The following is a 13203-nucleotide window of genomic DNA, read 5'->3' on the forward strand; positions in this document are numbered from 1 at the left end:
TCACCGAAGAACTTGAACGACCAAATTTTAGGGATTTGTCTGAAATCCTGATTTCAGAAACAAATCATCTAAATTTCAAGCTTTTAGGTCGTATTCCATTCCTCTCTTTAAATTTTCTGAACTTATACTGTGCCAAGACTACAAAGGATACCAAGGGCGTTTAAAACGACTGAAAAATAGGAGATTGACGAAGCATTCGATGAATGCTAGGAAATCTATCTTTTTTCCGAGTTTTTAGCCCGGGTTCCATTCCTTTCTCTATTCTATCACCGAAGAACTTGAACGACCAAATTTTAGGGATTTGTCTGAAATCCTGATTTCAGAAACAAATCATCTAAATTTCGAGCTTTTAGGTCGTATTCCATTCCTCTCTGTAATTTCTCTTTTAGTTCAATTTCTTGCGCAGCAGCCAGTCTGTATCCACTGTCTCGCCAGTGATATAGTCGTGCTGGCTGAATTTTTCAAAACCATACTGAAAGTAAAAGTCCTGAGCTCTAAAGTTCTTTTCCCAAACGCCCAGCCAGGCCCAGTCAAAGCCGCGCTTTCGGGCTTCTTCCAGGGCAAAGTCAAACAGTTCCTTGCCCAGCCCCTGCCCCTGATGAGAGGCCAGGACATAGATGCGCTGGATTTCAAAGGCATGATCCAACTCATGCTCAGTCTGGGCCTGTCCCCAGTTGAACTTAAGGAAGCCAGCGATTTTCTGGTCCGCATCCAGCACGAAATAATGCTCCGACTCAGGGTCGGCCAGTTCCGTTTCGATGGTCGCCAGCGACAGCTCATGGGCAAAATAATGGGCCATATCCGCTTCCTTGATGAAGGGTCCGAAGGTCTCCTGATAGGTCGCAACTTCCAGCTCCCGCAAAATAGGAGCTTCCTCTCTGCTTACTCGAACTAGCATGGGCTTACACTTCCTTACTTAAACTGCTGAGAAAAACGAACGTCTCCCTGATAAAAACCGCGAATGTCATTGATACCATAGCGCAGCATAGCCACCCGCTCCTGGCCGAGACCAAAGGCAAAGCCAGAGTAGCGATTGGCATCAATGCCGCTCATTTCCAGAACGCTTGGGTGAACCATGCCGGCACCAAGGATTTCAATCCAGCCGGTATGCTTGCAAACATTGCAGCCCGCCCCACCGCACTTAAAGCAGGAAACATCCACTTCCACTGACGGCTCTGTAAAGGGGAAATAGGAGGGGCGCAGACGAATACTGCGGTCTGCACCGAACATCTTCTGAACAATCAGCTCCAAGGTCCCCTTTAAATCAGCCATGGAAATCCCTTGACCGACAACCAGCCCTTCAATCTGATGGAACTGGTGGGAATGGGTCGCATCGTCCGTATCCCGGCGGAAAACCCGCCCCGGAGAAATCATTTTCAGCGGTCCCTTAGAGAAATCATGGGCATCCATGGCCCGCGCCTGCACTGGGCTGGTATGGGTCCGCAGCAGAATCTCCTCTGTAATGTAGAAAGTATCCTGCATATCGCGGGCAGGGTGGTCCTTGGGCAGGTTCATGCGCTCAAAGTTGTAGTAGTCTGACTCAACCTCAAAGCCGTCCACGACCTGATAGCCCATACCGATGAAAATATCCTCAATCTCCTCGCTGGTCTGACTGAGAATGTGACGGTTACCGGCCGGAATCTGACGGCCGGGCAGGGTCACATCCAGCGACTCTTCAGCCAGTTTCAAAGCGACCAGCTCCTCTTCCATTTCCTGGGCCGTCTTTTCAAAAGCTGCTGTTAGAATATCCCGGGCTTCATTGACATGCTTGCCGATTATGGGCCGCATCTCTGCTGAGATGTCCTTCATGCCTTTCAGCACTTCCGTCAGAGAGCCTTTTTTCCCCAAGACCGCCACACGCAAGTCCTGCAGTTCCTTTTGGTTTTCAGCCTTGAGCTCCTTGAGAGCAGCCAGGGTCTCTTCACGCAGGCTTTTCAGTTGTTCTTCAATCGTTTTTGTCATCTTTCCTCCAAAATAAAAAGCGCGCCAACACCCACAAGCGGAGCGTTGACACGCGGTACCATCCGTTTTTTATCCGGTTGCCCGAATCTTAATTGGTCAGTCCCTGTGCAAGTGAATTCGCTCAATTTCCATCTGAAAGGCTCTCAGTCATAACCTTTCTCCCTGTTAAACTTCCCTTGAGTTACTAGTCTTGCGGACTTCTATTCAATTCTCATCCATTCTACCAGATTTTACAGACTTTGGCAAGCCACTTCGATGGATTTTGGCAGACGGTTTCGCACGGTTTTTGCAATTTCTGCGAGCCTTGATTTAAACTTTCGGCCAAATCTTACAAAAATGTAAGATGGCGGGGGCAAAATGTAAGATTCATCGATTGTTCCTAAGTCAGGAGATTGCTACAATAGAAAGCATACTGCAAGAAACAAGGAGAAGAATTTTTATTCCGAAACAGATTAACGCACTGGCCCAGACCGCTGGTGTCATCCTCACTCTCATCGGGATTTACATCTTGAGCCTGCTCATCAGCAGCTGGATGACAGCTTCCATCATTTCCCTCCTCGATCTTTCCCAGCAGGAGCTGACCCAGCTTCCGATGGCAATGCTGGTATTGGTGCCCGGTTTCCTGACCAATCTTCTGCTGCTCTTTGCCTGGGTCAGATTGGCCGAAAAACGACCGCTGCAAGCACTGGGCCTGCCCAAAACAGGAGCCTAGAAAGACCTGCTGCAAGGCTGCCTAATTGCACTTCTGATGAACAGCGCCCTAGTTGCAATTCTGATGGCACTGGGCCTTGTCAGATTTCAAGGAATCGGCCCGGCATCGGTTCAGCTCAGAAACTTGCTCCTGCTTTTTGCCGCTACCTTGCTGCAAGGCGCAAACGAGGAAATCATTTTTAGAGGCTGGTTTTTCCCTGCCCTCAGCCGGCACTATGGCAAGTGGTTCGGCCTGGTAGCTTCCGCCTGTCTTTTTGGTCTCCTGCATATCCTATCCGGCTATCAAGATGCCGGGTTGGTCCTCAACATCGTCCTATTTGGCGCCTTTCTTTGTCTCTATGTCTGGGAAAAAGGCAGGATCTGGGGCGCTATCGGTATCCACGGCATGAACAATTTCCTCCTGACCGGTGTCTTGGTTCTCGACACGGCAAATCCTGCTGCCCAGACCTTTGGTCTCTTTGTCTTTGACAGCCCAAGCCCAGCTCTATCTGCCGGATTGATGGGAGCTGGCAGGCTTCAGTCCTGTACGGAGGCCTGGTCCTCCTGATGGTCATCCGACGGCTGAGGAAAGATTGGAAGAAAGACCAAACAGCAGGCAGGAAGCAATCAAAGAAAACTTTAAAACAGTTTTAGGACTAGCCTTTCATCCCCTTTTTGAAAAACCAGACAGAGGGCAGGAAGAAGACAAAGCTATAGCCAAGAATCCAAGGCAGGGGGGGCGATTCTGGGACAGACGCCCCCGAACCGCTGAAGCTGCAGCGGTCTGTGACAGTTTTGCTACTGAAAGGATGATGTTCAATAGTAAAATTTAGTGTAAGAGCTACCGCCCATTGGCCTGACTTTTATCCCTTGTCAACTTTTGATTTTCTTTGCGTATCAAAAGAAGCCTGCCGAAAGGTCAGACTTCTTTTCATTTTATTCAATCACCTGTCCGGCATCTTTCAGGACATCCTCGGGGATGGTGATGCCCAGCACTTGGGCGTTTTTCTTGTTGATGACGGATTTTCCGGTATTAAAGATTTCCACTGGTGTGTCAGCCGGTTTGGTACCTTTGAGTATCTTGGCTGCCATTTTTCCTGTCGCTACGCCTAGATCATACTGATCCACGACGACAGAGGCCAGGCCGCCTTCTTCAACCATAGCTGTCGCACTGGGATAGATGGGCTTTTTGGCTTCCTGATTGCTGGAGACAACCGTCGCAAAGGCAGAAGCAATGGTATTGTCAATCGGAATCCAGATGGCATCCACCTTGCCGGTCATGACATTCATAGTTGATGCAATCTCATTGGTCGAAGGCACAGAATATTCCTCAACTTTGTAGCCGGCTTTTTCAGCCAGAGCTTTAAACTCTTCGACCTGCGTTTTGGAATTGTCCTCGCTGCTGGAATAGAGGGCTCCGATGGTCTTGACATTTGGCGTCAGCTTTTGAATCAAATCCAGCTGCTGCTGAGCAGGGTTATGGTCAGAAACGCCGGTGATATTGCCGCCTGGCTGCTCCAGATTTTTGACCAGATTGGCCCCGACAGGATCGGTGATAGCCCCCATAACGATGGGCTTGTCCTTAGTCGCTGCGGCCAGACCCTGAGCCGACGGAGTGGCAATGCCCACCAAAACGTCATTGCCATTGGACACCAGCTGCTTGCTCATGGTAGAAACCTTGCTCTGATCCCCCTCAGCATTCATAAAATCAATCTTGAGCTGGTCGCCCTTGTAGCCTTCTGCAGCCAAACCATCCTGGATCCCCTTGTAAATCAAGTCCAGCGAGGGATGACTGACATACTGGAGAACACCGACCTTGGCCGTCTTGCTGCTGCCCGAGTCAGAACTGCTGCCCTTGCTGCCCAGACTGGAATAAATCGCAGCCCCCACTGCCAATACTGCTAAAAATCCGAGAATTACTGCTAACCGTTTATTTTTCATTATTGAAACTCCTTTTGAAATAATATTTTTCTGTCTGCATGTCTTTGCATCGCCATCGCTGAAACATCCTATCCCTCCTCAAAACAAAAAAGCCCCACACAGCTAAAAACTGCGTGAGGGCGTAAATCGCGGTGCCACCTCATTTATGGAAAAACAGACACTTTTTCCATATCTCTATCTTGTCATCAAACAAGCTGCACGGTAAGGTGTGCGGACCGAATTCTTATTGTTTCAAATTCCTTTTAATAGCATTAGTCCAATTTCACAAATGCCCCCTGCCTGCTTGCACCGACCGCAGGCTCTCTAAAAACAAAGCAAGTGCTACTTTCTAATTAATTTTATTTTAAGGTTTTCTGACAGGATTGTCAAGAGCTTTTGAAAGAAAATCACGCTAAACTTTTGAACAGAAATCAATCCTGTCTGCATTACACTATTCTACGGAAAAGATAAATATAGTCTTTTAGTTTGCTTTTAGTTCTTATACGGTATCCTCTAAAAGATACATCCCTCTGTGGGTGAGGGCGCAGCCATCATGGGCGTCTGTCCCACCGCCTTTGAGTCGGCAGATAAAGCTTCCGTGAGGAAGACTCAAAAGTACGGCAAGGCGAGCTAACAAAGTCATAAAAGATAAACTAAATAACGAGACCTGACAAAGCAGCAGACAGATTCGGCATTAAGATAAGGCAAGTACAGATTCTGCTCAAGGATATTCAGTTTATGAACGCCTCACTTATTAAATTGGCCTATAGCTGTTCCCGCTCCTCTACCTTTTTCTCTCATTTTCTGTTATAATCATCTGTAGCAACTTTCAAGGAGTCAATCATGTCTTTTGACGGATTTTTTTTACATCATATGGCGGAGGAGCTGAGGGAAAAACTGCTCTGCGGCCGCATTCAGAAAATCAACCAACCCTTTGAGCAGGAGCTGGTCCTGCAGATTCGCGGCAGGGGCAAGAACCACCGCCTGCTTCTGTCGGCCCATTCGGTTTTCGGCCGAGTGCAGCTGACCGAGACCGTTTTTGAGAATCCTCCCATTCCCACTACCTTTATCATGGTCATGCGCAAGTACCTGCAGGGAGCCGTGATTGAGGCTATCCAGCAGGTGGACAATGACCGGATTTTGGAAATCAGCGTGTCCAACAAGAATGAAATCGGCGACAGTGTGGCCGTGACTCTGGTCATCGAAATCATGGGCAAGCACAGCAATATCATTCTCTTGGACAAGGCCAGCGGCAAGATTATCGAGGCTATCAAGCATGTAGGCTTTTCCCAGAACAGCTACCGGACGATTCTGCCCGGCTCTGTCTATCTGAGTCCTCCCCAGACTGACAGCCGCAATCCTTTTACAATCAGCGATGAAAAGCTCTTTGAAATCCTGCAGACCGAGAATTTGGAAGCCAAGCGGCTGCAGCAGCTCTTTCAGGGACTGGGCCGAGATACAGCTGCCGAGCTCAGCAGCCGTCTGACTGCTGACAGGCTGAAAAACTTCCGGGCTTTCTTTGCCAGTCCGACCCAACCCAGTCTAACCGAAAAATCGTTCTCTGCTCTGCGCTTTTCTGACAGCAAAGAAGCATTTGCCAGCCTGTCCCAGCTGCTGGACTTTTTCTATCAGGATAAGGCCGAGCGTGATCGGGTCAGTCAGCAGGCCAGCGAGCTGATCCGCCGGGTGGAAAATGAGCTGGATAAGAACCGCAAAAAGCTGGGCAAGCAGGAAGCTGAGCTGGCCGCCACCGAAAATGCCGAAGCATTCCGCCAAAAGGGCGAACTGCTGACGACCTTTCTCCATCAGGTCCCCAATGACCAAGAGCAGGTCGAGCTGGATAATTACTATACGGGGGAGAAGATTGTCATTGCTCTGGACAAGGCTCTGACGCCGAATCAAAATGCTCAGCGCTACTTCAAACGCTACCAGAAGCTCAAAGAAGCCGTCAAGCATCTGACCGGATTGATTGAAGAAACCAAGGCCACTATCCTCTACTTGGAAAGTGTGGAGACTGCCCTTGCTCAGGCCAGTCTGGCTGAAATCGCTGAAATCCGTGAGGAGCTGATCGAGACCGGCTTTATCCGCCGCAGGCAGCGGGAGAAAAGCCAGAAACGTAAAAAGCCAGAAAAATATCTGGCTTCTGACGGCAAAACCATCATTCTGGTCGGCCGCAACAATCTGCAAAATGAGGAGCTGACCTTTAAAATGGCCAAAAAAGATGAGCTTTGGTTTCATGCCAAGGACATCCCCGGCAGCCATGTCGTCATCACAGGCAATCTTCAGCCCAGCGACGAAGTCAAGACGGACGCTGCGGAGCTGGCAGCATACTTCTCTAAGGCGCGCCTGTCCAATCTGGTCCAAGTCGATATGATTGAGACCAAACGGCTCAATAAGCCAACTGGCGGCAAGCCCGGCTTTGTGACCTACACTGGTCAGAAAACCCTGCGGGTGACACCAAACGAAGAGAAGATTAAGAGGATGAAAATGTAAAATCGCTCTCTAAAACTTGTCGTTTTCCAGCAGGTGCCAGCGATTCCTACGGAAATATCAAAAAAGAGATGAGAACCGATGTGCTCTCACCTCTTTTTCTGCTTTTATCGCCCTTTAGTTTATCTTTGATTAGGCCGTTAGCTCGTCTTTCCGTACCCCGGTACAGCTGACACTTCCTAGCGGAAGCTTTATCTGCCACCCTGTGTTTCAAGCGATAGGCTGAAACTGTCCCTCGGACAGTTCGTAAACTAAATGACTATATAAACTTCTGCTGGTTTATCGGAAGCAGTTTTGAAAATCTTAGTCTTCTGACTTTTTCTTTCTTTTGGCCAATCCCAGCAGGCCCACGCCTGCTGCCGCTGCCAGCAGTCCGGAAGCCAGATGGCCTCTTTCTTTTGTGCCCGTCTCAGGCAGGGCTGCCTGTTGGGCCTGCGGCTGAGGCTGACTGACAGCGACAGCTGGCGATACTGACGCCAGAGCCGGCGGTGCCGGTCTGACAGGCATTTCTGACGGCTGTTCAGGCTGGTCGGTAACCGTCGGACGATAGACCGCTGAAAGGATATTGCCGTTGCGATCCTTGCGGATGACTGTCACGCCGCTGGCCACCCCGACAAAGTCTGCTTCCGGAATGAAAGTGACCGTGCCGTCAGGATCAAGACTGTAAGTCCCCTGACCAGAAACCGTTTTTTGAGTGCTGCCGTCATCAAAAGTCGGCGCCACAGCCAGATCAAGATCCCCCTCAAAGACTGGTCTGCCAGTCTGAGGCTGGCCTTTGCGGCCGACCGATGTTTGGTCTTGGCTCACAGCCGAACCCAGAACCGTCGGTGTGTAGCTGGCAGTCACTGCATTGCCGTAAATATCCAGACGTTTGACAATCACGCCGCTGGCCACCCCGACAAAGTCGGCTTCCGGCACGAAGGTAATAGCCCCCAGAACCGCAAAAGTGTAAGTCCCTTCACCCGGAACGACTTTTACGGTGCTGCCGTCATCAAAGGTCGGATCAACTGTCAGATCAATAGCTCCCTCAAAGGTTGGGCTGCCTGTTTGAGGCTGACCCTTGCGGCCGATTGAGACCGTATTCTGACTGCTTGCTGCCTCGACAACTGTCGGCCGATAGTGAGCACTGGCCGCCGTGCCGTTTACATCTCTGCGGACCACTGTCACACCGGTGCCCTGACCGACAAAGTCTGCTTCCGGAGCAAAGGTTACCTGACCTGCTGCATCGACACGATAGGTTCCTTCGCCGACAATCCTTCTCTCCTTTGTCCCATCATCAAAGCTTGCGGCTGCTGTTTCATCCATCGGTACAGCTGGGTCACCGGCGGTAAAGACCGGTTTGCCCGTCTGCACCAGCCCTCTGATATTGGTAGATGCCGCATCTTCACCTATCGGAGTCACCTTCTCAACTGTTGGTGTGTAAGTCGCCGTCACTGCCGTACCGTTCTGATCCACACGTCTGACCGTGACTGGATCCGGCGTTCCGACAAATTGCTTGTCTGGCCTGAAAGTAACTGTGCCATCTGCTGCCAGCTCAAAGATACCGATATTCGGCACTTCCTTGCGGCTGCTGCCGTCCTCAAAGGTCGCTGGAATACTGCTGTCCAGTTGGATGGCTGGATTTCCAGCGGTGAAGTCTGGCCGACCAGTCTGCACCTGGCCTTGCTTGCCGGTGGATGTCGCATCCGTTGCACTTGGAGTGACAGCTGTCACTGTCGCTTGGTAGGTTGTCTTCGCCACTGTTCCATTCACATCCGCCCAGCTGACTTCGATTTCTGCCGTCTGGCCAGTGAAAGTTTTAGCCGGGGTGAAAGTGACCTTGCCTTTGGCATCCACTTCAAATCTGCCGACATTTTCCACTTCTTTGACATTCGTACCAGTGTCAAAGATTGGTGTGCTGCCGCTTGGGAAGCCGATGGAGGAAGCGCCCGCTGTGAAAGTCAGCTGGCCTGTTTGGACTTGACCCTGCAGGCCTTCTGTTTTAGCACCTGTTGCGCTTGGAGTGACAGCAATCACTGTCGCTTGATAGGTCCCTGTGGCTGGTGTCCCATTCATATTGACCCATCGTACAGTGATTAAATCTGTCGTACCGACAAAGCTTTTGTCTGGAATGAAGTCAATTCTTACATTCCCATCTGAAAAAGTAATGAACCGACCGACATTTTCTACAGTGAGAGTGGTGCTGTTACTTTCAACAAAGACCGGTGGGACTGATCTGTCCATTCCCAGACCGGATCCGCCATTAAAATAAAGGCTAACTTCTTGCATCTGACCCTGAAGTCCCGTAGTTGATTTGTGGTCTCCTGTGGGAATGATTGGTCTAACAATTGCTTGATAAGTCGTTACCAGCTCATCAGAAATGAGATCTTTTTGATGCAGGACATCAAGCTTATATACAACTTTGATTTCAGCTGTCCCGACATAGCTCTTAACCGGTGTAAAGGTTATTTTCCCTTGACTGTCTATTTCAAACTTGCCGACACCTTCTCTGACAACCTCGGTCACTCCTCCTTCAAAGCTGATACTGGATAGCGGAACGGCTGGATTTTCTTCATACCATAATTGAGCTTTTTGAACGGATCCCTGCTCACTGGAAGAGGAAGTATCATGCAGAACTGGAGGAGTATAGATAACCTCTGGCTGATAGACTGCTTCCGTCACATTGCCGTTCTGGTCAACTGCTCGAACAACAGCCGGTTCCGGCTTACCGTAATAGTCAGGATTCCATGCAAATGTAACATCCCCATTTTGATACAGGGTATAGGTTCCAGCAATTTTTCCCGGAAGCCAATGGGGAACCTGCAGGGTATTTCCTGTCTGCACCTGCCCATTGACTACAAACTGCAGCTGACCGACAAAAGGCACTCTTTCTGTCTGACCATAAATTGTCGCTTCTCCCGGAATAAATTCAAGATTGCCAACGCTGCTGCCTACATATTGATCTTCCCGCGTCTCAGCTCCTTTAGAGCTAGGGAGGGCCTGCTTGACCTCAGCCTGATAGGCCGCTGAAGCTGCCGTGCCATTGATATCCACCCGAGTGACGGTCTCAGCTGCTGGCTTGCCGCTGTAGCTAGGATCTGGCTGGAAGGTCACCAAATTGTTATTATCAATAGTATAGGTCCCGACACCAGCCACCGTCTTGGTCTGGCTGCCATTGTCAAAGGCCGGCAATTTGCCTGTATCAATCGGAATGCGGGCATCCCCCTCAGTGAAGACCAACTGACCAGTCTGAACCGCCCCCTGAATCCCCTCGCTTTTAGCATCAGTTCCGACAGGACGTACAGCTGTCACAGTCGGCTGATAGCTTGCCCGGTGACGAATGTTTCCTGTATCCAGCACCTGCAGAGTGACAGCATCTGCAAGCCCGACAAAGTCCTTATTAGGCTTGAAGGTCACGCGTCCGCTGGCCCCATCAAGCTCATAGGTTCCGACAGTCTGCCCATTTGAAGTAGCAGCAACTGTATTGGAGTTAAGCGGCTCGCCCGCAGCATCCAGGAACTGAGCCGGTCTGCCCGCATCAGGATTGGTCGGAATATTGTTCTCAGAACCATCATTAAAGACCAGCTCTTGGACCTGCTCCAGCCCTTGGATGCCGCTTGAAGTGTAGTGAGACGTTTCCAGAACAGTCGGTACAAAGCGGCCGTCCATATTGTGCAGCTGATCGTTGACATTGTCAGCTGACTGCCAGTCAGTGGTCAAACCATTTGAGTCAGAGCGGCGGATACTGATTCCTGCTGCTTGACCTGTGAAGTCTGCTTTAGGCTCGAAGACCACTTTCACATTGGCGCCGTCTGCCGTCACCTGGTAGCGGCCTTCTGAGCGTTCATACCAGCCTTGGGCGTCTTTCTGCAGAGAATGTCCTGCATCGTCCAAAACCAGCGGTTGGCTGCTCTCGTCAATAACAGCGGCTCTATCATAATCTTTCTGGTCCGCACCCTGAGCTGTGAAGAAAATGGTGGTTTCCTGTCTCTGCCCTATACCACCGACAGTTTCTTTCCTTTCCCCCTGAGGCGGGAGAGGCCGCAAGATCTGCAAATCCTCTACTTCTCCGCTGAAGGCTGTTCCAGTTGGTTTTTCGATGTCACCTGCATTGAGAGCAATCCGCAGGCGGACACCTAGTTTATCCAAAGTCTTATCATAGCTGACTGCGGTCGGTCCAAAGGTCAGAGTGTAGTCTCCTGCAGTTGTGACCTCGGTAAGAGCACTGGCTTCGCCATCATCAAACTGCCCGTTGTTATTAAAGTCAATCCAGGCCCTCATATAGGCTTTTTCATTGCCATTGGCCGAAGCCTTGACCTTGAGGGTATAGCTGCCATCCTTGAGTTTGGCAAAGTCAAAGAGATCCTTGGTCTTGCTGATCTGGTCGTCTGTCAGCAGCTGGGTCAGCCCTTCGTCTGCCAGTTCATCCTTGTCATCAAAAGTCCAGTCATTGCCGTCGGAAATATCAATATCGGCCTCATGGTCTCCCAAGTAAGGCTGCTGGATTGAAGCATTGGTCAGGGCGTCCTTTGTGGAGACGGTATGATAGGCCCTGCCGTAGCTCTCCGGTGCATCGCCTTCGTCCACTACCATAATCCCCATCATGGCCGCCTGCTGACCTGAGGAAGCCACATAGAAACCAACTTCAGAAGCACCGCGGGTCATCACGATAGGCACTGTTCTGTCTTTAGAGACATTCGGGCCAAATACCTGACTGCCCAATCCTCCAGTGACTTGATCCGGACTGAGAAAAGCCAGCCAGTCAACAGTTGTATCCTTAAAAATAGAGTTACCAGTAATCCATTTATCAGTTGTCTGGTAGGTATCTGTGATATTACCGCGTTTCCATTCAGCTACATATTCCCAGCCGGATCCGTTGGTGGTAAAAATAGCAAATTCTGCCGGATTAGCCTCCTCGCCGTCCGCCATGACAATGGTCGGCTGCACGGGCTTACCGCGGTAGACAGCTTCTACTTTGAACTCCACTCCGTAGTTAGCAGAGTCAGTAGACACCAGGAGCTGGGTCTTGCGGCCCTGAGTGTCAATCCCCTGCGATTTAATAGCAGACCACTGATTCTGAGCCTCGCCTTTGATTTTTGGACTTGTTCCTTTTCCGTAATGGTCGCTGATGGTCAGCCAGCTGTTAGCCGCATCGGCCTTATAAGTTCCGGCAGTATCCTTTCCTTCCACCCGTTTCTTATAAATTTCGGTGGCATTAAAAGGGCGCAGCGCTGTTACTGTTAAGGTCAGCTGATAGCCCGGAGAAATCTCCTTGCTGAAGACTGTTCCAACCTGAAAAGCACCGTCCGCATCCAAGTTTGTCAGAGCGTTGGTATCTCCAAAATCCAGCCAAGTAATCTGCTTCATCAGATCTTCCGGCCGTTTCTTTTCTGAGTCAGCCAGAGTCGGCTTGGCTGCTTTCGGACTGGCAGTCGCATCTTCTATCTCCGAGCTGGCAGATGGAGCCGCTGCTGCTGAAGCTGCTGGTTCAGCTGAAACCGCTGCTGGACTTGTCTGATTTTCAGCTGCCGGCTGGGCCTGCGTTTGGGTCTGACTGACTGAGTCAGCAGACGGAGCTGCGGCTTCAGTCTGACTTGCAGGCTGCGGATTTTCCTGAAGCTGCGCTGCTGCAGATGGAGATTCTGAAGCCGCCGGCTGGCTGCTTTCTGCACCACCAGAGCCCTGATCTCCACTCTCTGCTTGGGCAGCGGGACTTGCAGCCGTTTCAGCAGGGACAGCCGGACTGCTGGTCAGCTCTTGCTGATCTGCTGAAGCTGCGGCTATCTCATCTGCACTGGCAGCAGCTGCTGTCCCTAAAAGAAAAAGGGTCGACAGCAAAACAGAGCAGACTCCGACATTGAGCTTGCGAATTGAAAACTTTCGCACATGAGGGTTAAATAAGTCTTTTCCCATAATAATCTCCTAAACCATAAATTATTAGTAATTCTTATTATACACTATTTCATTTTAGTTAGCTATATAAATGACCAAAATGACTGAGAATTTATCAAAAATTAGACAGATTGTACAAATGCTCCATTTTTCCCAAAAAGAAAAAAAGATTCGCAATGAATCTTTTCTCTTTGATACTGCTCCTCAATGAACAGTATCAACAAACAAGACAGGAGCAGGCGAAGTTTGAAGAGAGCTTCCAAGAGCATG

The 13203-nt window shown here is 50.1% G+C and carries 8 protein-coding genes; 4 read left to right on the forward strand and 4 right to left on the reverse strand.

The features are described from left to right. Nucleotides 1-385 precede the first annotated feature (385 nt). A complete protein-coding gene (locus tag DHL47_RS03205; protein ID WP_209550877.1) occupies nucleotides 386-898 on the reverse strand; it encodes a GNAT family N-acetyltransferase in 513 nt (170 codons plus the stop codon). Nucleotides 899-912: 14 nt separating this feature from the next. Then, a complete protein-coding gene (gene pheS, locus DHL47_RS03210; protein WP_209550878.1) occupies nucleotides 913-1962 on the reverse strand; it encodes a phenylalanine--tRNA ligase subunit alpha in 1050 nt (349 codons plus the stop codon). Between the two features lie 373 nt (nucleotides 1963-2335). Here pheS and DHL47_RS03215 point away from each other — a divergent pair, with 373 nt between their 5' ends. The 3 genes from DHL47_RS03215 to DHL47_RS03225 all read left to right on the forward strand — a co-directional run bounded on the left by DHL47_RS03215 (nucleotide 2336) and on the right by DHL47_RS03225 (nucleotide 3485). Further along, nucleotides 2336-2674 (forward strand): hypothetical protein, encoded by a 339-nt coding sequence (locus DHL47_RS03215; protein ID WP_209550879.1) that lies wholly within the window; start codon nucleotides 2336-2338, stop codon nucleotides 2672-2674. Between the two features lie 63 nt (nucleotides 2675-2737). Next, the gene (locus DHL47_RS03220) at nucleotides 2738-3220 is read left to right on the forward strand and encodes a CPBP family intramembrane glutamic endopeptidase (RefSeq protein WP_209550880.1); all 483 of its coding nucleotides are present in this window, start codon (nucleotides 2738-2740) and stop codon (nucleotides 3218-3220) included. A 25-nt stretch (nucleotides 3221-3245) separates the two neighbouring features. Continuing rightward, nucleotides 3246-3485, forward strand: a complete 240-nt coding sequence (locus DHL47_RS03225; protein ID WP_209550881.1) for a hypothetical protein — start codon at nucleotides 3246-3248, stop codon at nucleotides 3483-3485. A gap of 103 nt (nucleotides 3486-3588) precedes the next feature. Here the strand turns inward: DHL47_RS03225 and trpX are convergent, their stop codons facing one another. Continuing rightward, the gene (trpX, locus tag DHL47_RS03230) at nucleotides 3589-4593 is read right to left on the reverse strand and encodes a tryptophan ABC transporter substrate-binding protein (RefSeq protein WP_209550882.1); all 1005 of its coding nucleotides are present in this window, start codon (nucleotides 4591-4593) and stop codon (nucleotides 3589-3591) included. A gap of 822 nt (nucleotides 4594-5415) precedes the next feature. On the opposite strand from trpX, the gene DHL47_RS03235 reads away from it, so the two are divergent. Beyond that, nucleotides 5416-7065: an Rqc2 family fibronectin-binding protein gene (locus tag DHL47_RS03235; protein WP_209550883.1), complete on the forward strand. Its 1650-nt coding sequence runs from the start codon at nucleotides 5416-5418 to the stop codon at nucleotides 7063-7065. Between the two features lie 300 nt (nucleotides 7066-7365). Here the strand turns inward: DHL47_RS03235 and DHL47_RS03240 are convergent, their stop codons facing one another. Beyond that, nucleotides 7366-12954, reverse strand: a complete 5589-nt coding sequence (locus DHL47_RS03240) for a CshA/CshB family fibrillar adhesin-related protein (protein ID WP_209550884.1) — start codon at nucleotides 12952-12954, stop codon at nucleotides 7366-7368. Nucleotides 12955-13203 lie beyond the last annotated feature (249 nt).

The sequence above is a fragment of the Streptococcus panodentis genome (assembly GCF_017884005.1).
Taxonomy (GTDB): Bacteria; Bacillota; Bacilli; order Lactobacillales; family Streptococcaceae; genus Streptococcus; species Streptococcus panodentis.